Here is a 21,300-nt window from a genome sequence, read left to right on the forward strand (position 1 = left end):
CAGCACGACCGGACCCCGCCACGTGGGGGACGTGACGGGGTCCGTCGTCGTCGGCGCCGGCCCCTCCAGCCCGGCGCCGACGGGTCTACTCGGCCGCGAGGGCGGCCACCGGCGGGGTGCGCACGGCGCTGCGGGCGGGCAGCACCGAGGCGGCCAGGCCGGCGAGGAGCGCGACGACGACGATCGCGCCGAGGTAGGCCCAGGGCACCGCGAGCGCGAGCTCACCGGACGGGCCGAGCAGGACCGCGGTCCCGGCCCAGCCGTACAGCAGGCCGAGGACGGCGCCGATGAGCACGCCGGCCAGGGCGAGGAAGACACCCTCGACCGCGAGCATCCGCCGCAGCTGGCCACGGGTCAGCCCCATGGCGCGGAGCAGGGCCGACTCGCGTCGCCGCTCGATGACCGACAGGGACAGCGTGTTGGCCACGCCGATGAGCGCGATGACGACGGCGACGGCGAGCAGCCCGACGACGATCGCCAGCAGCGTGTTGATGACCTGCTCGAAGACCTCGCGCTGGGCGGCGGGGCCGTCGACGTACGGGGTGTTGTACATGGCGTCGGGGTCGTCCACGCTCGTGGCCGACTGCGCCTCCGTCAGGCGGTCGGAGACCGCGGTGATCGTCGCGCTGTGCTCGGTGCCGGACAGGCGCACCCACAGCTCGGTGACGGATGCCTCGGGGTCGATCGCCTCGCGCAGCCCGGCCGGGGCGTAGGCCCAGTCGCCGCCGCCGCCGACGACGACGGACAGCTCCGCGTCGCCCAGGGTGACGTCCTGGCCGTCGGTGACACCCGCGAACTTGGCCCAGGTGGAGCCCACGAGGAGGGTGTCGGACTCGAGCCCCTCGAGCGTCGACGCGTCCCGCATGACCTCCTCGGCCGCGGCCCTGTCGACGAGGGCCACCGAGGTCTCGACCTCGCCCTCGGCGGTGGACAGGGTGACGACCGCCTCGGAGATCTCGAGGGTCTCGGCGACGTTGTCCGTGCGCTCGACCGTGTCGCGCTGGGCGTCGGTGAGGGAGGCGGTCCGGCCGGTCTCCGGGTCCCAGGCGCTGGAGGTGACGACGAGGTCCACGGGGAACTCGCTGCGGAGCATCGCGTCGAGGCTGGCGCGGGCGCTGACCGCACCGGTGGACATGAGCGCGACGAGGGTGACGCCGATGACGAGAGCGGTGGCCGTCGCGGCCGTCCGGCGCGGGTTGCGGACGGCGTTCGCCGTCGCGATCCGGGCCGGGGTGCCGCCGCCCAGCCGCCGGGTGACCGAGCCGAGGACCCGGACGACGGACGGGACGACGAAGACCATGCCGAGCATGACACCGGCGAAGGACACGAAGCCGCCGAGGATCCCGAGCGCGAGCCCGGCGAGCAGGGCGGTCTCCTCGCCGATGTCGGAGGCCGCGAGCGACGGGGCGACGGCGACCATGACGCCGCCGGCGACGATGAGGAGGATCGAGGCGACGACCCGCAGCCGCGAGGCGCCGCGCGGGTCCGGCGGCTGCGGGGGGCGCAGCGCGGCGAGCGGGGAGACGACCGTGGCCGCCCGCGCCGGGGACAGTGCGGCGAGCACGGTGACGAGGGCGCCCGTGACGACCGGGACGATGACGGCGGCGGCCGTGATGCTCACGCTGCCGGGGATCGCGAAGGGCAGGTCCTGGGTGCCGAGCACCCACAGGGCGCCCTGCGCGAGACTCGTGCCGAGGAGGAGGCCCGCGACGCCCGCGACGACGCCGAGGATGAGCGCCTCGGTGAGCACCGAGCGGCGGACCTGCCGCTTGGTCGCGCCGACCGCGCGCAGGAGCGCCAGGGTGTGGGTGCGCTGGGCGACGAGGACCTGGAAGGTGTTGGTGATGACGATGGCCGCGACGAACATGGCCAGCGCGCCGAACGCGAGGATGACCGCGGTCAGGACGTAGGCCTGCCCGGTGAGCTCCTGCAGCCGCTGCTGCGCGAAGGACTCGCCCGTGTACACGGTGGTCTCCGGCAGGACGTCGGCGACGTCCGCGGCCAGGGCCTCTGGGGTGGTGCCGTCGGCGGCCCGCACGAGCACCTCGTCGAAGGCGAGGTCACGGTCGGTCTCGGCGACCCACGTGTCTCGCTGGGCCTCGGTGACGAGCACCGCGGAGCCCGTCCCGACGAGCGGCGAGGGGTCCTGCAGGAGCCCGACGACGGTGAGCTCGCCCTCGGTGACGGGGGTGCTCTCCTCCGCGCCGGCGGGCGCGGGCAGGTAGACGTCGGCGGAGATGTCCACGGTGTCGCCGAGACCGACCTCGAGCCGCTCGGCCGACGCGGCGTTGATCGCGGCCTCGCCGGGCGCCGTCGGCAGCGCACCGTCGAGGAGCGTGGCGCCGGACAGGCCCGGGGAGCCGACCGTCTCCACGGAGGACCAGTCCTGCCGGCCCCCGGCGACGAGCGAGCCGAAGATCGCGAGGTGGCCGTCGGCGACGGCGACGCCTGGCAGCGCCCGCACCTCGTCGAGCTGCTCCGGGGTGATGAGGTCGGCGCCGGCCGGGACGACGACGTCCGCGTCGGCGATGTCGGCGGTGACGGCGTCGTAGGTGGTGTCACGGATGACCGCGGTCCCCAGCAGGGTGGCCGCGATGAAGGCGGTGCCGAGCATGATGGCCAGCCCGGCGGCGAGCAGGCGGCCGGTGCTGCGCCGCATCTGGGTGAGGGTGAGGCGCAGCATCAGGCGTTCACCGTGCGCAGCGCGTCGAGGCCGGCGAGGACCGACTCGGGGGTGGGGCTCTGGATCGTGCCGGCGATGCGGCCGTCGGCGAGCAGGACGACGCTGTCGGCGTAGGACGCGGCCGCGGGGTCGTGGGTGACCATGACGACCGTCTGGCCGAGCTCGCGCACGCTCGTGCGCAGGAAGGACAGCACCTCGGCGCCCGAGCGGGAGTCGAGGTTGCCGGTGGGCTCGTCGGCGAAGACGACCTCCGGTCGGGTGATGAGGGCGCGGGCGATGGCCACGCGCTGCTGCTGGCCGCCGGACATCTCGCTGGGCCGGTGGGTGAGACGCTCGCGCAGGCCGAGGGTGTCGACGAGGGTGTCGAGCCAGGCCTGGTCCGGCGTCGTGCCGGCGAGCTCGCAGGGCAGGGTGATGTTCTGCAGGGCCGTGAACATCGGCAGCAGGTTGAAGGACTGGAAGACGAAGCCGACGCGCTCGCGGCGCAGCAGGGTGAGATCGGTGTCGCCCAGGGTGGTGAGCTCCGTGTCGCCGAGGACCACCTGGCCGTCCGTCGCGGTGTCGAGGCCGGCGAGGAGGTGCATGAGCGTGGACTTGCCCGAGCCGGAGGGGCCCATGATCGCGGTGAACTCACCGGCGGGGAACGTGACGTCGACGCCGCGCAGCGCGTGCACGGCGGCGTCGCCGCTGCCGTAGACCTTGCTCAGGGCGCGGGCGCTGACCGCGGCTCGGCTGGGGGAAGTGCTCACAGGGGTTCTCCTCGGTGGGGCGGCGCTGGCCGCGTTCTGGTGATGTCACCGACGCTACGGGCGGCGCCGCAGGCACCGCGTCGTGCCGTGGACCCGTTCTCTGGTCATCCCGTGGTCGTACACCGCCGCCCCCGCCGTCATACCGGTGCGCCCCGGCCCCACCGCGTGGGCGACCCCGCCGCGGGCGCGTTGCCGAAGGGCGGGTGCCGCCTCCAGGTCCGCGGCCCGCGACGTCGTCGGGGTGGACCGCTGGGACCTACGACCCCGGGGTGACCAGTCCGGTCTCGTAGGCGACGACGACCGCCTGGACGCGGTCGCGGGCGCCGAGCTTGGACAGCACCCGGCCGACGTGGGTCTTGACCGTGGCCTCGGCGACGAAGAGCTCGGCCCCGATCTCGGTGTTGCTGCGCCCGCGTGCCATGAGGACGAGGACCTCGCGCTCGCGGTCGGTGAGGGTGTCCAGGACGGCGGGAGGCGCCTTCTGCTCGTCGGGCAGGATCTGGGCGAGGTGCTCGATGAGCCGCTTGGTGGACGAGGGCGCGATGACGCCGTCGCCGGCGTGGACGGTGCGGATGGCGTCGAGCATGTCCTCCGGCGGCACGTCCTTGAGGAGGAAGCCGCTCGCTCCGGCCTTGATCGCCCGCATGACGTACTCGTCGAGGTCGAAGGTCGTGAGGATGACGACCTTCGGGCCGTCGGCGCCGCGCGAGGTCAGCTGCTCGGTGGCGGTGAGCCCGTCCATGCCGGCCATGCGCACGTCCATGAGGACGACGTCGGCGGCGTAGGAGTCGAGCATGCGCAGCGCCTGGGCACCGTCGGAGGCCTCGGCGACGACCTCCATGTCCGGCTGGGAGTTGATGACGAGCGCGAAGCCGGCGCGGACGAGCTGCTGGTCGTCGACGAGGGCGACGCGGATGGGGGTGGACTCGGGGGCAGTGCTCACGGGGTTCCGTTCTGCTGGGGCTGCGGCCATGATGCCGGAGCCAGCGGAGCGCCGTCGCCCGCACCGAGGACGGGAGCAGCCGGCTGGCTCCCCGGCAGCGGGATCTCCGCGCGCACCCGGTAGCCCCCGCCGGGTTTGGCGCCGGTCTCGAGCGTCCCGGCGAAGAGCGCCACCCGCTCGTGCATGCCGACGAGCCCGTGCCCGGCGCCGTCGCTCGTCGCGGCGGCGCCCCGGCCGGTGTCGTCGACCTGGATGGACAGGCGCTGAGCGGACCACTGGAGCATGACTGTGGCGCTCGCGGAGGGCCCGCCGTGCTTGAGGACGTTGGTCAGCGCCTCCTGGCAGATCCGGTAGACGGTGAGTCCGAGGCCCGGGGGCAGCGGGCGGGCCTGGCCCACGCGCACGAGGGAGACGTCCAGGCCCGAGGAGCGCACCTGCTCGACGAGCGTGTCGAGGTCGGCGTCGATGGGCTGGGGGGTGGTGGTCTCGGGCCGGCCGTCGGTGCCGGGGGCGCGGAGGACGCCGAGGATCTTGCGCATGTCGGCGAGCGCGGCACGGCCGGTCTCGCTGATCGTCGTCAGCGCCCGGACGGCGGCCTCGGGATCGGCGGTCGCGGCGTAGCGGCCGCCGTCCGCCTGGGCGATGACGACGGACAGGGAGTGAGCGACGACGTCGTGCATCTCGCGGGCGATGCGTGAGCGCTCCGCGGCGGTGGCGATCTGCGCCTGCTGGTCGCGCTCGATCTCCAGGCGCCTGGCGCGCTCCGCGAGGGTCTCCGTGTGCGCGAGGCGGCTGCGGCGCACCAGCCCCATGGCCCAGACGAACAGGCACACGACGCTGACGAGGCCGCCGATGAAGATGATGCTGACGAGGCTGTCGAGGGAGATCCGGAAGTCGACGGGGCCTCCCCCCGCCAGCCCCGGCCCCGAGGACCCGTTGACCCACAGGGCCAGGAGGAGGGAGCCGAACATCGCGCTGACCAGGGCCAGCCGCCCTGCCCACGCGGGTCCGTAGACGGTGACCGAGTACAGCGCGACGAAGATGAGGACGTCGGAGCCGACGAGCGGTGCTCCGGAGACGAAGTGGAGGAGGGCGGCCGAGTAGACGACGACGGCGGACCGCACCGGGCGGGAGCGCCGCCAGTACAGCGCGGCCGGCATGACGACGGAGGCCACCATGCCGAAGAAGACGGCGTACCCGCTGGCGTGGGCCGTGGCGGACACGACCGACGGCAGCGCGACGAAGACGGCGAGCGCGAGGGCGACGAGGAGGTCGACGACGCGGCTGCTGTCACGCAGCGCCGGCTCCGGCGGCCGGGGCACGCCCGGCAGGCCGGAGGCAGGGTTCCGCCACGCGCCCGGCCCCTGCCAGGGCTGCGTCGCGCCGTGCGGCGCGGGCTGCGGGGGCGGGGGTGGGTAGGGCCCCCGCGGGGGCCCCGGGGGGCCAGGAGGTGCGGTCACCGGGTCAGTCCACCGGCTCGATGAGGGCGGGGGAGTCCACCCGGACGTTGCCCACCTGTGGGCCCACCCGGTGGAACTGGAGCTTGGGCCGCTCGGGCGCGATCACGGCGAGGGCCTCCTCCGGCGTGGTGACCGTGGGGTCCAGCCACCCCGCGACCGCGGCGCGACGCAGCACGACGGGCTCGCGGTCGTGGATGTCGGTGAGCTGCGAGCGCGCCGGCTGGGTGAGGATCGTCGTGGACAGCAGCCAGCGGCTGGGGTCGGACTCGCTCTTGCTCGGGTCCCTCCAGAAGGAGTAGAGACCGGCGAAGGCGAGCGGGGCGGCGTCGGCCCGGTGGATGAAGTGGGGGGTCTTGGAGCCGTCGGCGTTCTTGCGCCACTCGTAGTAGCCGTCGGCGGGCAGGATGCAGCGGCGGGTGCGCAGCGACTTGGCGAAGGCGTTCTTCTCCGCGACCGTCTCGATGCGCGCGTTGATCATCCGCACCCCGATCTTCGGGTCGTCCGCGAACGCCGGCACGAGGCCCCAGCGGGCGGCGTGCATCTGCCGGCCGGCCCCGGCCTCGGCACGCTCGAGGATGACGCGCACCTGGTCGGTGGGCGCCACGTTGAACGACGGGTGGACATCGTTGGCGTCGTCGGCGATCTCGGCGACGTCGAAGGCGTCAGCGAGCTCCTGAGCCTGACGGAAGGATGCATATCGGCCGCACATGGTCATAGCGTGCCAGGGGGCGCCGACACCCGGCGTCCCCCGTGAGGTTGACCTCCTGTGTCCACCCGGGGGTGGATCTCAACGCACCCGGGCGTACTGGGAGCCGGACCGGGTGCGCTCGACCAGCTCCTCCTCGACGAGGTAGCGGCGCAGCGTCGCGGTGTCCGGGCCGAAGCGCGAGAGCCGCTCCCCGAGCACCTTCTCGGTCACGACCTCCTCCGGTCCCAGCACCTGCTCGGCGACCAGCTCGAGCAGCGCCCGGCGCTCGCCGTCGTCGGCGGGGTAGCGGTCGATCCGCCCCCGGCCGTCGAGGAACCGCGCCGGCCCGGTGGGACGGGGACGGGACGCGCCGGCGAGCACGCGGGTGAAGGCGTCGGGCTCCTCGACGACCCGGCCGTCGACCTCGCGGACCAGGCCGGCACCGAGGAGCGTGTCGAGGGCGCGCCGTCGGCGGGAGCGGCCGAGGTCGGCACCGAGCAGCCCGGTCTCGACGCCGAGCACGACCTGCGCGAAGACCCGGCGGACGTGCGGGTTGGCCAGCGCCGCCACGGCGGGGCGCCAGTCCGGGCGGTCGTCCTCGTCCACCGTGTCAGCCTATGCCGGGTGTCGGGTGGGGCCGGGCCAGATGTGGTGGGTCGCGCGCGACGGCGTCTGCGGTCCGCGGGGGACGCTCTCAGCCCAGGGCGTCCGGCCCCTCCTCCACGAGCAGGCGGAACTGCTCGGCATCGAGGACGGGCAGCCCCAGCTCCTCGGCCTTGGCGAGCTTGGAGCCGGCTCCCGGCCCTGCCGCGACGTAGTCGGTCTTCTTGCTCACGCTCGTCGCCGCCTTGCCGCCGGCGGCGATGATCGCCTCCTTGGCGCCGTCGCGGGTGTAGCCCTCGATGGCACCGGTGACGACGACGGTGAGACCGTCGAGCACCCCGCCGGCGGTGGCTGCGGCTCCCGGGCCGGGATGGCCGGGGGTGGCGAACCGGACACCGGCCGCCGCCCACCGCTCGACGATCTCCACGTGCCAGTCGACCTCGAACCAGTCCTTGACGGCGTCAGCGATGATCCCGCCCACGCCCTCCACCGCCGCCAGCTCGGCGCGGTCCGCGGCGCGGATCGCGTCGAGCTGGCCGAAGTGGGCGGCCAGCGCGCGGGCGGCGACCGGGCCGACGTGCCGGATGTTCAGCGCGACGAGCAGGCGCCACAGGTCCTTCGTCTTGGCCTTCTGCAGCTCGTCCAGCAGCGTGACGGCCTGGCTCGAGGGGTGAACCTTTCTGACGTTCTTTCGCACCCCCGCCTTGCGGCGCTCCGCGGGTGTGGCGGACTCGTACCCCGGCGGGTAGGTGAGCTCCACCCGCTGGAACGGACGGCGACGCACCGGCTCGCCGTCGTCGTCCACGCGCGGCTCGCCCGTCTCGTTGTCGCGGACGATCACCTCGATGGGCACGAGCTGGTCGAGCTCGAGGTCGAAGAGGCCGGCCTCGGTGGTGAGCGGCGGCTCGGCGGGCGCGGCAGGCTGGGTCAGCGCAGCCGCCGTCACCTCCCCGAGCGCGTCGATGTCCAGCGCACCGCGGGAGCCGATGTGCTCCACCCGCCCGCGCACCTGAGCGGGGCACGAGCGGGCGTTGGGACACCGCAGGTCGATGTCTCCCTCCTTCATGGGCCGCAGCGGAGTGCCGCACTCCGGACACTCGGCGGGCATGACGAAGGGCCGCTCGCTGCCGTCGCGGCGCTCCGCTACCGGTCCGAGGACCTCGGGGATGACGTCACCGGCCTTGCGCAGCACCACGGTGTCCCCGATGAGCACGCCCTTGGCCTCGACGATCTCCTGGTTGTGGAGCGTCGCCTGACGCACGGTGCTGCCCGCGACGTGGACGGGTTCCATGACGGCGTAGGGAGTGGCCCGGCCGGTGCGCCCCACCCCGATGCGGATGTCGAGCAGGCGCGTGTGGACCTCCTCGGGCGGGTACTTGTAGGCGATCGCCCAGCGGGGGGCTCGGCTCGTCTGGCCCAGCTCGGAGTGCAGGGCGAACTCGTCGACCTTGACCACCACGCCGTCGAGCTCGTGCTCGACGTCGTGCCGCTCCCGTCCGTACTGCTCGACGAACGCGAGCACCTGCTCGACGTCGTGCAGCACGCGCGTGCGGGGGCTCACCGGCACGCCCCAGCCGGCGAGGAGGTCGTAGACCTCGCTCTGCGCGGCAACGGGTGGGTCGCCCCAGGCGCCGAAGCCGTGGGCGTAGAAGGAGAGGGACTGGAGCCGGGCCACGCCGGCCTCGTGCTCCAGGCCGGTCTTCTTCTCCAGCAGCTGACGCAGCCCACCGCTCGCAGCGTTGCGCGGGTTGGCGAAGGCCGGGAACCGACGGGCAGCGCTCTCGCGCGCCCTCTCCTCGTCGAAGGGGCGCCTGCGCGCTTCCGCACGCTCGCGCGCCTCCTCGACGGCGCGGTCGCGCAGTCGCGCCTGCAGCGCGTTGAGCTCCTCGAAGGCGGCGACGGCGATGAACACCTCCCCGCGCACCTCGACGATGGGCGGGTGTCCCTCCCCGGCGAGCCGCTCCGGGATGAAGTCCAGGCGGCGCACGTTGCTCGTCACGAGCTCGCCCGTGTGACCGTCGCCGCGGGTGGCCGCCGAGGTGAGCACACCGTGCTCGTAGCGCAGGGACACGGCGGCGCCGTCGATCTTCAGCTCGGTCAGCCAGGCCACCGGTCGCCCGGCCGCCGCCTCGGTCTTCGCGCACCACTCCTGCAGCTCTTCCGGGGAGAAGACGTTGTCGAGGCTGAGCATGCGCTCGGCATGCTCGGTGGTGGGCAGGTCCGTCGCCCCGGGTGCCCCGACGCGCTGGGTGGGGGAGTCCTGGCTCTGCAGCTCGGGGTGCTGGCGCTCGAGGTCCTCCAGGCGCCGCATCCACCCGTCGAAGGTCGCGTCGTCGACGGGTGAGGTGTCCTGCCCGTAGTACGCCTCGCGTGCGGCGTTGATCCGCTCGGCCAGCGCGAGGGCCTCCTCGCGTGCCTGGTGGAAGGTGACGGGCTCGGGTCCGGTGTGTGCCACGCCGGCCAGTTTACGAAGGCCCGGCGACATGGGCCCGGAGTGCCTGCCAAACTGTGCCGGAGCCGGTTCGAGGTCGCTGTCGGACAGCCGAACGGCTCCGTGAGCCGATCACTGCCAGCGAGGAGGTGACCCTGTGGGGACCGTCCGCACCGTCGAGGTTCGCGCCGTCGACCCCGCCGACACCGAGCGCCTCGGCCGGGTGCTGGCCGAGGCCTATGTCTCCGGGGCGGTCATCGGTCCCGAGGACGGCTACGCGCGGGACCTGCGTGACGTCGCCGGCCGCCTGCCGCACGTGGTCGCCGTCCTCGCCGCCTACGACGGTGAGGAGGTGCTCGGCGGCCTCACCCTCACCGAGGCCGGTACCCCCGAGGCGGAGGTGGCCGTGGCCGGCGAGCTCGAGATCCGTATGCTCGCCGTCGCGCCGCAGCACCAGGGGCGCAAGGTGTCCCTCGCCCTGCTCGCCGCCGCCGAGGAGCTCGGGCGGGCCGGCGGGTACGACGCGCTCGTCCTGTCCTCGCTGCCCGCGATGTCGGCGGCGCACCGCGTCTACCAGCGCTACGGCTTCGACCGCGTCGTCGAGCGCGACTGGGTGGCCGACTGGGACCCCCAGGCGCTCGCGGACGGTACCGCCCCCACCCTCAGCGTCTACCGCCTGCCCCTGGAGGAGCCCTCGTGACGAGCCTCGGCGTGTCCGCCTACTTCCGCCACCTCGACGTCGCCGAGGAGGTCTGCGCCACCGCCCGCGAGGACGGCTTCACCATGCTCTTCGGCTCCCTGCACGTGCCCGAGGAGCCCGACGGCGACTTCCGCGCGCGCATGCAGCGGGTCGGCTCGCTGGCCCAGGACGCGGGGCTCGGGCTCGTCGTCGACATCTCCGGCCCGTCCCTCGCGGCCGTGGGGCTGGACGTGGGGACGGCGGGCACCATGCGTGAGTGGGGCGTCAGCGCCCTGCGGGTGGACTACGGCCTGAGCGACGAGGAGATCGTCGCGCTGTCCCGCTCGATCCCGATCTGGTTCAACGCCTCGACCGCCACGGCAGGGGACTTCGAGCGGCTCGTCGGGATGGGGATGCGCACCGAGGGGATCGGTATCTCCCACAACTTCTACCCCAAGCCGTGGACCGGACTGTCCGACGACTTCCTCGACGCCCAGACGCGGATGTTCCACGACCTCGGCTTCACCGTGCAGGCATGGGTCCCGGGCGACGGCCTGCGGCGCATCCCGCTCGGGTTCGGTCTGCCCACCCTCGAACGGCACCGCGACGTCCACCCCGTGGCGGCGGCCCTGGACCTGCGCCGCGCCGGCATCGACGACGTCTTCGTCGGTGACCCGTCCCTGTCCGAGCGCACCCGCCGGGCCTGGCGCGCGTGGGCGCTGGAGGACGTCGTGGAGCTCGAGGTCGAGCTCACCGCTCCGGTGCCGCAGCCCGTCGCCGAGCGGCTCACCGTGCTCGACCGCAACCGCACCGACGACGCCGCGGCCATGGTTCGCCTCGAGGGCGCCCGGGCTGCCCTCGCCGACGTCACGATCCCGGCCGGCCCCACGGTGGGCCGGGCACTGGGCTCGGTGACCGTCGACAACGACGCCGCCGGCCGCTACAAGGGCGAGATCGCGATCCAGCGCCGCGACCTCCCGGCGGACGCGACCGTCAACGTCGTGGGGCACGTCGTCGCCCGGGACCACGACCTCCTCAGCCGCATCATTCCCGGTCAGCGGGTCCGTCTCCGACTCCGCTGACCCGCCACCCACCCCGCCGGCGGCGCACGTCTCGCCGGCGGCCGCGCACCTACCAGCCGGCATCGGCGGCTCGGCGCGGAAGGGGGCGGCGCGCGGCGGTCGGGAGTGACGAGGGAGTCAGAGGATGACGACAACCTGCACGAGGAGGATCTTGGCAATCATCCCGACGGCGAAGAGCGCGGCGTAGCCCGCCTCCACCCGCTCGTCGGTCACCCGTGAGCTCGCGTACGCGAGGATCGCCGGCTGCCCGACGAAGCCGGCCAGCCCGCCCACCGTGCGGGCCGTGCTTTGCCCGAGCAGCCGCGCGACGAGCACGAAGCCGACCGCCGCCAGCACGGTGAGCACGGCGCCGGCGACGACGATCCGCAGCCCGAGCCCGGTGAAGGCCTGGGCGACGAACGCCTGTCCCGAGGCGAGGCCGGTGGCGCCCAGGAACAGGAGCAGCCCCAGCTGGCGGATCGTGAGGTTCGCCGAGCTCGGCAGGGTCCAGACGACCGGCCCGGTGCGGTCCAGCCGTCCCAGCACCATCCCGACGACGAGCGGGCCGGCCGCCGAGCCGAGCGCAAAGGCCACCCCGCCGGGCAGGGGCAGGGTGAGGAGCCCGAGGAGGAGCCCGACGGCGACCCCGCTCCCGAGGGAGAACGGGTCGATCTCGCTCACCCGCCGCTCGGAGTCGCCGAAGAGCTCGGACAGCGCCGTGAGCCGCCCACGGGGGAAGACGACACGGACGCGGTCGCCGAGCTGGAGGACGAGGTCCTCGTGCGCGAGCAGGTCGGAGTCGCCGCGGCGCACGCGCGTGACGACGCCGTTGAAACGCCCGGGGATGTCGAGCTCGTGGACGGTGCGGCCGGCCACCCTCTGGTCCGAGACGACGAAGCGCCGGAAGTGGACGACGGAGCGGTCGTGAGCCAGGTGCCGGTGCACCCGCCGGCCGAGGTGGGCGACGGCGTCGTCCACGGCCTCGCGGCTGCCGACCACGACGACTCGGTCCCCGGCCCGCAGCTCCTCGTCCTCGTCGACCACGCCCATCTGCCCCTCCCGCTCGAGGTAGGACAGGCGCACCGTCCCCTCGAGGTAGCCGGGGATCTCGTGCAGCGGACCGGGGTGGAGCACCTCGGCGCTGACGTCGATGAGCCCGATGCCGGCGTGGGGCTGCGGGTCACGCTCGGACGTCCACGGCCGGGAGACGACGACGGCGACCATGACGATCGTGACGACCACGCCGAGCGGGTAGGCGAGCGAGTAGCCGATGGCCGGCTCCTGCGTGCCGGTGGCCGTCGCCGCGGCGGCGAGCGCCGGTGTGGCGGTGAGCGAGCCCGCGAAGGCACCGCCCGCCATCCCCGCCGGGATGTCGAGCACCCGGCCCAGGAGGACGGCGCCGCCCGCGACGACGGCGAGCACCCCCGCGGCAGCGGCGAGCACCGGCAGCTGGGTGCGCAGGTCGCGGAAGAAGCGCCCACCCGCGGCGAGGCCGACCATGTAGACGAACAGGACCAGGCCGAGGGTCTGGACAAGGCCGAAGCCCTCGCCGAGCCGTGGGTCCAGCGCCCCCACCGCCAGGCCCACGAACAGGGCGCCGGCGGCTCCGAAACGCACCGGACCGAAGGGCACCATGCCGAGCAGCGTCCCGGCCACGACGACCAGCATGATCGTCAGCAACGGGTTCGCGGCGAGGACGTCGATCACGTGCCGGTCCTCAGAAGAGCCAGCGGAGCGGGTGGAGCAGCTCCTCGCAGACGCGGGCGACGAAGGACCGTCTCTCCCACTCCTCGATCGTCAGTCGGCGAGCGTTGGTGAGGTCGGTCGCGAAGACCTGCTCCATGTGCGAGGCGAGGTCCTCGTCGTGGATCTCGAGGTTGATCTCGAAGTTGCCGAGCATCGACATCCGGTCGATGTTCGTCGTCCCGATGGTGGTCCACCGGCCGTCGACGGTCGCGGTCTTCGCGTGGACCATCGCGCCCTGGTAGAGCCAGATCGACACCCCGCCGCGCAGCAGCCGGTCGTAGAAGGACCGGGCCACCCAGTCGGCGAGGACGTGGTTGGACACCTCGGGGATGAGGACCCGCACGTCCACCCCGCGCCGGGCGGCGCTGAGCATCGAGTCGAGGAACTCGGGGTCCGGGATGAAGTAGCCCTGGGTGATGTAGACGTGCTGGACGGCGCGGTCCATCGCGTTGATGTACGCCCCGCGCACCGGGAAGAGCAGCGAGGAGGGGGAGTTGCGCGCCGCCCGGATCCGCGAGTCCCACGACTGTGCGCCGCGGTCCTCGAGCTCGGGGTGGTGGGGCTTGCGGTGAGCGTTCCAGAAGTCGACGAAGGCGTTGTCGAGCTCCCACACGGCCGGTCCGTCGACCCGCAGGTGGGTGTCGCGCCACTGCGTCGCGTACAGCTCACCGATGTTGTACCCGCCCACGAACCCGATCTCGCCGTCGACGACGACGATCTTGCGGTGGTCGCGGCCCGCCTTGCGCATGTTGAGGGTGAGCAGGCCGGGGCGCCACAGCGGGAACTTCAGCGTGTGGATCGAGTCGGGGAAGCGCTTGAAGGCGGGCGGGACGACGAGGTTGCCCCAGGAGTCGAAGACCACGTAGACCTGGACCCCGCGCTCGGCCGCCGCGACGAGCGCGCGCTTGAACTCCTGCCCGACGGCGTCGCCCTTCCAGATGAAGGTCTCGAAGAAGACGTACTTCTGTGCGCCGCGGATCGCCTCGAGCATCGCGGCGTAGACGTCCTCGCCGTAGGTGTAGACGGTGAGCTCGGAGTCGGCGACGTCGACGCCCACCGGGTCGGTCCGCGGGAACTCGTCACCCGGAGGCTGGCGCCGCTTGCGCAGGGTGTCCACGCCCCAGACGGTGGTGGCAGCCGCGAGCTGGGCGCCCGCCAGCCCGAGGACCCCCCATGCCACGGTGCGACGGAGCCGTGGGCGCAGCCAGTGCCGGACCGTGCTCAGGTTCATGGTCTCAACCTAGAGCAGCGGGCGCGGGCCTGCGGTCGTCCGGTGCGGGAGCGATAGACTCGGTAGCCATGTCCACCATCAATGCAGCCGAGGTCGCGCGCGTGGCCGCGCTGGCCCGGATCGAGCTCACGAACGAGGAGGTCGAGCGCCTGGCCGGGGAGCTCGGCGTCATCGCCGACGCGGTCGCCCAGGTCGGTGAGCTCGTCGGTCCCGACGTGCCCGCCACCAGCCACCCCATCCCGCTGACGAACGTCATGCGCGAGGACGTCGTGGAGGAGCCGCTGTCCGTCGAGGCCGCGCTCTCCGGCGCCCCCGCGAGCGAGGGCAGCCAGTTCCTCGTGCCGCAGATCCTGGGGGAGGACGCATGAGCGAGCTCACCACCGCGACCGCCGCCGAGCTGGCGGAGCGCCTGCGCGCCAAGGACGTCAGCTCCGCCGAGGTGACCCAGGCGCACCTGGACCGCATGGCGGAGGTCGACGGCGCCGTCCACGCCTTCCTCCACGTGAACGGCGAGGAGGCACTGGCCACCGCCCGCGACGTCGACGAGCGGCGGGCCCGCGGCGAGGAGCTGCACCCGCTCGCCGGGGTGCCGATCGCCGTCAAGGACGTCGTCGTGACGAAGGGGCAGCCGACGACGGCGGCCTCGAGGATGCTCGAGGGCTGGGTCCCGCCCTACGACGCGACCATCGTCGAGCGGCTGCGCGCCGCCGGCCTGCCGATCCTCGGCAAGACCAACCTCGACGAGTTCGCCATGGGCTCCTCCACCGAGCACTCCGCCTACGGCCCCACCCGTAACCCGTGGGACCTCGAGCGCATCCCCGGAGGCTCGGGCGGTGGCTCGGCAGCAGCCGTCGCCGCCTTCGAGGCGCCCCTCGCGATCGGTACCGACACCGGCGGCTCGATCCGCCAGCCCGCCGCCGTCACCGGCTCCGTGGGCGTCAAGCCCACGTACGGCGGTGTCTCGCGCTACGGGCTCATCGCGCTCGCCTCCAGCCTCGACCAGGCGGGCCCGGTCTCCCGCACCGTCCTAGACTCCGCGCTGCTCCACGAGCTCATCGGCGGTCACGACCCGCGCGACTCCACCTCCCTTCCCGACCCGGTCGGCGACCTCGTCGCCGCGGCGGGCGCGCAGGACCTGCGCGGCCTGCGTGTGGGCGTGGTCCGCGAGCTCGGCGGCGAGGGCTACCAGGCCGGCGTCGAGGCGAGCTTCACCGCCGCCCTCGACCTCCTGCGCGAGGCGGGGGCCGAGATCGTCGAGGTCTCCTGCCCGAGCTTCGCCTCCGCGCTCGCCGCCTACTACCTCATCCTCCCCGCCGAGGCCTCCTCCAACCTCGCCAAGTTCGACGGCATGCGCTTCGGCCTGCGCGTGGAGCCCACCGAGGGGCCGCTGACCGCCGAGCGCGTCATGGCCGCCACCCGTGGCGCCGGCTTCGGCGACGAGGTCAAGCGCCGCATCATCCTCGGCACCCACGCGCTGTCCGCGGGCTACGTCGACGCCTACTACGGCAGCGCCCAGCAGGTGCGCACGCTCATCCAGCGCGACTTCGCGGCCGCCTTCGAGAAGGCCGACGTCCTCGTCTCGCCCACCACCCCGACGACGGCGTTCCGCTTCGGGGAGAAGCTCGACGACCCGCTGGCCATGTACCTCAACGACGTCGCGACCATCCCGGCGAACCTCGCCGGGGTGCCCGGCATCTCCGTGCCCAGCGGCCTGAGCGACGACGGCCTGCCCGTCGGTTTCCAGGCCCTGGCCCCCGCACGCGAGGACGCCCGGCTCTACCGGGTCGGCGCCGTCCTCGAGCGCATGCTCGACGAGCGCCGCGGGCACCGCCTGCTCGCCGACGCCCCGTCGCTGCCCACCACCGTCTCCCAGGAGGCCGCCCGATGACCGCGACCACGCCCGCGCTCGTCGACTTCGACGACGCGATCACCCGGTACGACCCCGTCATCGGGATCGAGGTCCACGTCGAGCTCGGCACCGCCTCGAAGATGTTCGACGGCGCACCGAACGGCTTCGGTGGGGAGCCCAACTCCGCGACGACCCCGGTCTCGCTCGGTCTGCCGGGAACGCTGCCGGTCGTCAACCGCACCGCCGTCGAGTACGCGATCCGCATCGGCCTCGCGCTGGGCTGCGACATCGCCGAGACCTGCCGCTTCGCCCGGAAGAACTACTTCTACCCGGACGTCCCGAAGAACTTCCAGACCTCCCAGTACGACGAGCCCATCGCCTTCGACGGGCAGGTCGACATCGAGCTCGAGGACGGCACGATCGTGCCGATCGCCGTCGAGCGCGCGCACATGGAGGAGGACGCCGGGAAGAACACCCACATCGGTGGGTCCGGTGGCCGCATCCACGGTGCCGAGCACTCCCTCGTCGACTACAACCGGGCGGGCGTGCCGCTCGTCGAGATCGTCACCCACCCGATCACCGGCACCGGCGCCCGCGCGCCGGAGGTGGCCCGCGCGTACGTGAGCACGCTGCGGGACCTCTTCCGCGCGCTGGGAGTCTCGGAGGCGCGGATGGAGCGCGGCAACGTCCGCGCCGACATCAACGTCTCCCTGCGCCCGAGCCCCGACGCCCCGCTCGGCACCCGCACGGAGACGAAGAACGTCAACAGCTTCCGCTCCATCGAGCGGGCGGTGCGCTACGAGATCTCCCGGCAGGCCGCCGTCCTCGACGCCGGCCAGACGGTGGTCCAGGAGACGCGCCACTGGCACGAGGACACCGGCACGACCTCATCCGGGCGTGTGAAGTCCGACGCCGAGGACTACCGCTACTTCCCCGAGCCCGACCTCGTGCCCCTCGCCCCGAGCCGGGAGTGGGTCGAGGAGATCCGCGCGAGCCTTCCCGAGCTGCCCGCGCTGCGCCGCCGCCGCCTGCAGGCGGAGTGGGGCTACGCGGACGCCGAGATGCGTGACGTCGTCAACGCCGGCGCGCTCGACCTCATCGAGGCGACCGTCGCCGCCGGGGCGGACGCGGCTGCAGCCCGCAAGTGGTGGATGGGCGAGCTCGCCCGCACCGCCAAGGGCGTGAACATCGAGCTGGCCGACCTGTCGATCACTCCCACGCAGGTCGCCGAGCTCGCTGCGCTCGTCGACTCGGGGCGGATCAACGACAAGCTCGCCCGCCAGGTGCTGGCCGGTGTGCTCGCCGGGGAGGGCAGCCCGGAGGAGGTCGTCGTGGCTCGCGGCCTGGAGGTCGTGTCCGACGACGGCGCCCTCATCACCGCCGTCGACGAGGCGCTCGCCGCCAACCCGGACGTCGCCGACAAGATCCGCGGCGGCAAGGTCCAGGCCGCCGGTGCGATCGTCGGTGCGGTCATGAAGGCCACCCGCGGCCAGGCCGACGCCGCCCGCGTCCGCGAGCTCATCATGGAGCGCGTCGGCGCCTAGCCAGCCCCGGCACCTCGCCACACGAGAGCGCCGACAGCAGGGTTCTTCCCTGCTGCCGGCGCTCTCTGTCGTCTCGCGGGGTGGGGATCAGCGCGTGGTGCGGGCGGCGACGAGCCGCTCGACCGCCTCGGCCCGCTCCACCACGTCGCGCACGGTGGCCTCCGTGTCCAGCTCCCGTCCCGCGGCGCCCACGGCCAGGCCGACGAGGAAGGCGGTGAGCGGGGCGCCGGGCCGGGTGGGCCCATGGGCCACCTGCCCGACGAGCGCGAGCAGCTGCTCGTCAGTGCTCCGGACGACGCCCGGGTCCAGGCCGAGCTCGGCGCACACCTCGGCCAGCCACTCGTGCATCACGGCCATCCGCTCGTCGCTCATGACCGGTCCTCCGCCGTCGGGATCCCGCATCGGTCCATGCGGGTCATCGTGGCACAGCGCACCACCGCCGAGGGCCGGACGGCCCTCGGCGGGTGCAGCGGAGGTTCAGCGGAGCCAGCTGTTGCCGACCTTCCCGGCCCACCACTTGCCCAGGCCCCACTTGTCGCCGGACAGGGTCACCGCGGCGATGATGAGGAGCAGTGCCTCCATCCAGTGCGAGTCGAGCACCGGGTTCGTGCCGTGCTCGCCCACCCACGGGAGGGCGACGACGTACATGAAGGCCATGAGCAGGGTGCCGCTGACCGCGGCGATGCGCAGGCCCGCGCCGGTGATCATCGCGACGCCGATGCCGAGCAGGCCGAGCATGAAGACGATGTCACCGAAGGGGTTGAGGAAGAGGGACTGGAAGAGCTCGGCCAGCGGCTGCTCCGGAGGAAGGTTGCCGAGGTAGCCCTGGGCGGGTGTGCCGCCGCTGATCCAGGCCCGCTCGCTCGGCGTCGAGAAGCCGAGCCCGAAGGTCTTGTCGAGGAAGGCCCACAGGAAGTAGAAGCCGATGACGATGCGTCCGACGGCGAGCGTCGCCTGGGCGCCCGGGCGGGTGACGATGTCGTCCATGTACAGGGTCTTGCCCCCGCGGCCCTGAACGCTGGCTCTGGCGGGAGTGGTCGTAGCAGCCATCGGAGTGCTCCTTGAGGTGAGTGGTGCGGTGTGGTGCTGTCACGCATAAGCGTCCTCTTCGGACGAGTCCGACAAACGGGGCCAAGGTCCCGACTTCTCCGTTTCTCGCCTCCGGGCGTGTCCCGGGACGGCCCCGGCGGCGGCGGTGGCCGATAATGGCGGGGTCGCGACGTCGCGACCACGGCGAGAGGACATGACACCGATGGCACTGCCCAGCCCGAGCTACACGATCACCATGCGCGTGCAGGTACCCGCCTCGCAGGCAGCGACGAGCGAGCTCGTGGCGGCCGCCGCCGAGCAGGGGGCCTCCGTCACCGGCGTCGACATCGCGCAGTCCAGCACCGACCACCTCACCGTCGACCTCACCTGCGACACGATCGACGGGCCGCACAGCCAGCGGGTGGTGGACGCGCTCGACGCGCTCGACGACGTCCGTGTCCTCAAGGTGTCCGACTCGACCTTCCTCATGCACCTAGGAGGGAAGATCGAGGTGGGGCTCAAGGTGCCGTTGCGTACCCGGCGTGACCTGTCGCGCGCCTACACGCCCGGCGTGGCCCGCGTGTGCCTCGCGATCGCCGAACGGCCCGAGGACGCCCGGCGGCTCACGATCAAGCGCAACACGGTCGCCGTCGTCACCGACGGGACCGCTGTCCTCGGGCTGGGGGACATCGGGCCGGCTGCCGCGCTGCCGGTCATGGAGGGCAAGGCCGCCCTCTTCAAGAAGTTCGCCGGCGTCGACGCCTGGCCGGTCTGCCTGGACACGACGGACACCGAGGAGATCATCTCGATCGTCAAGGCCCTCGCCCCGGTGTACGGAGGCGTCAACCTCGAGGACATCTCGGCGCCGCGCTGCTTCGAGATCGAGCGGCGCCTGCGCGCCGAGCTCGACATCCCCGTCTTCCACGACGACCAGCACGGCACCGCCATCGTCGTCCTCGCTGCACTCATCAACGCGCTCAAGGTCGTGGAGAAGCGGATCGAGGACGTCCGTATCGCCGTCGCGGGTGTGGGTGCCGCCGGCTCGGCCGTCATCCGGCTGCTGCACGCGCAGGGAGCGCGCAACATCGTCGGCTTCGACCGTGACGGCGCCATCCACGCGGGCAGCGACACACCCGGCGAGCACCACCAGTGGATCGCGGAGCACACCAACCCCGACGGGTTCACCGGCACCCTGCAGGAGGGGCTGGAGGGCGCCGACGTCTTCATCGGCGTCAGCGCGGGGGACATCCTCACCGGCGACGACATCGCACGGATGGGCGATCGCTCCATCGTCTTCGCGCTCGCCAACCCCCTCCCGGAGGTCGACCCGATCGCGGCGGCCGCGCACGCGGCGGTCGTGGCGACGGGCCGCAGCGACTACCCGAACCAGATCAACAACGTGCTGGCCTTCCCCGGCCTCTTCCGCGGACTGCTCGACGCCGGCGCCCGTGACGTCACCCAGGAGACGATGCGGCGGGCAGCCGTCGCGATCGCCGGGGTCGTCGGGGACGACGAGCTCAACCCCTCGTTCGTCATCCCCGGCGTCTTCGACAGCAGGGTGGCCGAGGCCGTCGCCGACGCCGTGCGGGAGGAGGCCGAGGAGGCGCGGGCCGCCGGCCGCTCACCCGCCCGTGCAGATCAGCTGGCCGAGGACGCCCGGGTGACGTGGCCCGGCCGCCAGCCGGGGGTGGAGCAGCCACATGTGCCGTGACCCACACCGCCCCTCCCGGCTCCGCGACGACGGGCACCTTTCCGCGGAACCGCGCGGCTCTTGAGGTGTGCTGTGGCAGCCGTGAACCGGCTTGACCGACGGTCCGTGGCCTGCCTATGATTCTCGAGCCGGCAAGGGAGGCACGGACACGAAGAGCCGAGAGGCTCGGTGGCCGGTCCCGCCGGAACGACTATTGGACAGTGCGCCGCTCGATCGGCGCCGGGTCGGCAGTCGGAACTCGACAGGGTTCAGGGCGACACTCGCAGCAGCGGGACGCGCTGACTCATGCCGGGAAAGATGAAGAGGAGCCCCGATCCGGGTCTGCACGGTCGTGCGAATCCGGCGGTGTGTGTCTGTTTCTTGAGAACTCAACAGTGTGCCAAGTTTTTGATGCCAAATATGATCGTGGCGTCTGACTGTGTGTCTCACCGTCTGGTGGGGTGCTGGTTGGTTGTCGTGGTCGTTAGTTTGTTTGGTTGATGCCTGCCCGTGGTTCCTCGTTTCTGCGGGTGGGTGTTTGCCTGGATCGCTCGCTGCCTTTTTGGTGGTGGGTGTTTCTTCGTATGGTTGTTACCTCTTCGGGGGTGGCGATAGACATTTACGGAGAGTTTGATCCTGGCTCAGGACGAACGCTGGCGGCGTGCTTAACACATGCAAGTCGAACGATGAAGCCCAGCTTGCTGGGTGGATTAGTGGCGAACGGGTGAGTAACACGTGAGTAACCTGCCCCTGACTTCGGGATAACTACGAGAAATCGTGGCTAATACCGGATATGACACGTGCCTGCATGGGTGTGTGTGGAAAGATTTATCGGTTGGGGATGGGCTCGCGGCCTATCAGCTTGTTGGTGGGGTGATGGCCTACCAAGGCGACGACGGGTAGCCGGCCTGAGA

General features: G+C 72.7%; 17 protein-coding genes and 1 rRNA gene. 7 read left to right on the plus strand and 11 right to left on the minus strand.

Annotated features, from left to right (window positions below):
* Positions 1-85 precede the first annotated feature (85 nt).
* From DSZ44_RS08450 to ligA, 7 genes are all read right to left on the minus strand, one after another.
* Positions 86-2,683 carry an ABC transporter permease gene (locus tag DSZ44_RS08450; protein ID WP_110852159.1) on the minus strand — a complete coding sequence of 866 codons (2,598 nt, stop codon included), beginning with the start codon at positions 2,681-2,683 and terminating at the stop codon, positions 86-88.
* A complete protein-coding gene (locus DSZ44_RS08455) occupies positions 2,683-3,432 on the minus strand; it encodes an ABC transporter ATP-binding protein (RefSeq protein WP_110852160.1) in 750 nt (249 codons plus the stop codon). Before DSZ44_RS08455 ends, DSZ44_RS08450 begins: the two co-directional genes overlap by 1 nt.
* A gap of 256 nt (positions 3,433-3,688) precedes the next feature.
* Positions 3,689-4,375 carry a response regulator gene (locus DSZ44_RS08460; RefSeq protein ID WP_258369331.1) on the minus strand — a complete coding sequence of 229 codons (687 nt, stop codon included), beginning with the start codon at positions 4,373-4,375 and terminating at the stop codon, positions 3,689-3,691.
* The gene (locus DSZ44_RS08465) at positions 4,372-5,697 is read right to left on the minus strand and encodes a sensor histidine kinase (protein ID WP_258369332.1); all 1,326 of its coding nucleotides are present in this window, start codon (positions 5,695-5,697) and stop codon (positions 4,372-4,374) included. The genes DSZ44_RS08460 and DSZ44_RS08465 overlap by 4 nt, the downstream gene beginning before the upstream one ends.
* A gap of 142 nt (positions 5,698-5,839) precedes the next feature.
* A complete protein-coding gene (locus tag DSZ44_RS08470) occupies positions 5,840-6,544 on the minus strand; it encodes an SOS response-associated peptidase (protein ID WP_110852208.1) in 705 nt (234 codons plus the stop codon).
* Positions 6,545-6,622: 78 nt separating this feature from the next.
* The gene (locus DSZ44_RS08475; RefSeq protein ID WP_110852162.1) at positions 6,623-7,129 is read right to left on the minus strand and encodes a DUF2087 domain-containing protein; all 507 of its coding nucleotides are present in this window, start codon (positions 7,127-7,129) and stop codon (positions 6,623-6,625) included.
* An 88-nt stretch (positions 7,130-7,217) separates the two neighbouring features.
* Positions 7,218-9,611, minus strand: coding sequence for an NAD-dependent DNA ligase LigA (ligA, locus tag DSZ44_RS08480; protein ID WP_110852163.1), 2,394 nt, complete (start codon positions 9,609-9,611; stop codon positions 7,218-7,220).
* 103 nt (positions 9,612-9,714) lie between these two features.
* On the opposite strand from ligA, the gene DSZ44_RS08485 reads away from it, so the two are divergent.
* Positions 9,715-10,257 (plus strand): GNAT family N-acetyltransferase, encoded by a 543-nt coding sequence (locus tag DSZ44_RS08485; RefSeq protein ID WP_110852164.1) that lies wholly within the window; start codon positions 9,715-9,717, stop codon positions 10,255-10,257.
* Complete coding sequence (locus DSZ44_RS08490) at positions 10,254-11,318, plus strand: MupG family TIM beta-alpha barrel fold protein (RefSeq protein ID WP_181424577.1); 1,065 nt, start codon at positions 10,254-10,256, stop codon at positions 11,316-11,318. Before DSZ44_RS08485 ends, DSZ44_RS08490 begins: the two co-directional genes overlap by 4 nt.
* Before the next feature lie 117 nt (positions 11,319-11,435).
* Here DSZ44_RS08490 and DSZ44_RS08495 read toward each other — a convergent pair whose 3' ends face one another.
* Positions 11,436-12,965, minus strand: a complete 1,530-nt coding sequence (locus DSZ44_RS08495) for an aspartate-alanine antiporter-like transporter (RefSeq protein WP_110852209.1) — start codon at positions 12,963-12,965, stop codon at positions 11,436-11,438.
* Between the two features lie 49 nt (positions 12,966-13,014).
* Positions 13,015-14,274 carry a phospholipase D-like domain-containing protein gene (locus DSZ44_RS08500; RefSeq protein WP_110852166.1) on the minus strand — a complete coding sequence of 420 codons (1,260 nt, stop codon included), beginning with the start codon at positions 14,272-14,274 and terminating at the stop codon, positions 13,015-13,017.
* 68 nt (positions 14,275-14,342) lie between these two features.
* Here DSZ44_RS08500 and gatC point away from each other — a divergent pair, with 68 nt between their 5' ends.
* Genes gatC through gatB form a run of 3 tightly spaced genes read left to right on the plus strand, consistent with a single transcriptional unit; the run spans position 14,343 to position 17,667 of the window.
* Complete coding sequence (gene gatC, locus DSZ44_RS08505) at positions 14,343-14,642, plus strand: Asp-tRNA(Asn)/Glu-tRNA(Gln) amidotransferase subunit GatC (protein ID WP_110852167.1); 300 nt, start codon at positions 14,343-14,345, stop codon at positions 14,640-14,642.
* Complete coding sequence (gene gatA / locus DSZ44_RS08510; protein WP_110852168.1) at positions 14,639-16,162, plus strand: Asp-tRNA(Asn)/Glu-tRNA(Gln) amidotransferase subunit GatA; 1,524 nt, start codon at positions 14,639-14,641, stop codon at positions 16,160-16,162. Before gatC ends, gatA begins: the two co-directional genes overlap by 4 nt.
* A complete protein-coding gene (gatB, locus tag DSZ44_RS08515; protein ID WP_110852169.1) occupies positions 16,159-17,667 on the plus strand; it encodes an Asp-tRNA(Asn)/Glu-tRNA(Gln) amidotransferase subunit GatB in 1,509 nt (502 codons plus the stop codon). Before gatA ends, gatB begins: the two co-directional genes overlap by 4 nt.
* An 87-nt stretch (positions 17,668-17,754) precedes the next feature.
* On the opposite strand, the gene DSZ44_RS08520 is transcribed toward gatB, so the two are convergent.
* Positions 17,755-18,039 carry a DUF6457 domain-containing protein gene (locus DSZ44_RS08520; RefSeq protein WP_181424578.1) on the minus strand — a complete coding sequence of 95 codons (285 nt, stop codon included), beginning with the start codon at positions 18,037-18,039 and terminating at the stop codon, positions 17,755-17,757.
* A gap of 105 nt (positions 18,040-18,144) precedes the next feature.
* Positions 18,145-18,717, minus strand: coding sequence for a DoxX family protein (locus DSZ44_RS08525; protein WP_258369335.1), 573 nt, complete (start codon positions 18,715-18,717; stop codon positions 18,145-18,147).
* 202 nt (positions 18,718-18,919) lie between these two features.
* On the opposite strand from DSZ44_RS08525, the gene DSZ44_RS08530 reads away from it, so the two are divergent.
* Both DSZ44_RS08530 and DSZ44_RS08535 read left to right on the plus strand, forming a co-directional pair.
* Positions 18,920-20,407, plus strand: a complete 1,488-nt coding sequence (locus DSZ44_RS08530) for an NAD-dependent malic enzyme (RefSeq protein ID WP_110852171.1) — start codon at positions 18,920-18,922, stop codon at positions 20,405-20,407.
* A gap of 597 nt (positions 20,408-21,004) precedes the next feature.
* Positions 21,005-21,300 (plus strand): 16S ribosomal RNA (locus DSZ44_RS08535); the annotation flags it as partial.

The organism is Georgenia satyanarayanai, assembly GCF_900116375.1.
Taxonomy (GTDB): domain Bacteria; phylum Actinomycetota; class Actinomycetes; order Actinomycetales; family Actinomycetaceae; genus Oceanitalea; species Oceanitalea nanhaiensis.

Coding starts and splice junctions, on each gene's coding strand:
- DSZ44_RS08495 (WP_110852209.1), bottom strand. CDS start 12,965: ATGCTGGTCGTCGTGGCCGGGACGCTGCTCGGCATGGTGCCCTTCGGT.
- ligA (WP_110852163.1), bottom strand. CDS start 9,611: ATGTCGCCGGGCCTTCGTAAACTGGCCGGCGTGGCACACACCGGACCC.
- DSZ44_RS08525 (WP_258369335.1), bottom strand. CDS start 18,717: ATGGCTGCTACGACCACTCCCGCCAGAGCCAGCGTTCAGGGCCGCGGG.
- gatB (WP_110852169.1), top strand. CDS start 16,159: ATGACCGCGACCACGCCCGCGCTCGTCGACTTCGACGACGCGATCACC.
- DSZ44_RS08470 (WP_110852208.1), bottom strand. CDS start 6,544: ATGTGCGGCCGATATGCATCCTTCCGTCAGGCTCAGGAGCTCGCTGAC.
- DSZ44_RS08450 (WP_110852159.1), bottom strand. CDS start 2,683: ATGCTGCGCCTCACCCTCACCCAGATGCGGCGCAGCACCGGCCGCCTG.
- DSZ44_RS08500 (WP_110852166.1), bottom strand. CDS start 14,274: ATGAACCTGAGCACGGTCCGGCACTGGCTGCGCCCACGGCTCCGTCGC.
- DSZ44_RS08520 (WP_181424578.1), bottom strand. CDS start 18,039: ATGAGCGACGAGCGGATGGCCGTGATGCACGAGTGGCTGGCCGAGGTG.
- DSZ44_RS08530 (WP_110852171.1), top strand. CDS start 18,920: ATGGCACTGCCCAGCCCGAGCTACACGATCACCATGCGCGTGCAGGTA.
- gatA (WP_110852168.1), top strand. CDS start 14,639: ATGAGCGAGCTCACCACCGCGACCGCCGCCGAGCTGGCGGAGCGCCTG.
- gatC (WP_110852167.1), top strand. CDS start 14,343: ATGTCCACCATCAATGCAGCCGAGGTCGCGCGCGTGGCCGCGCTGGCC.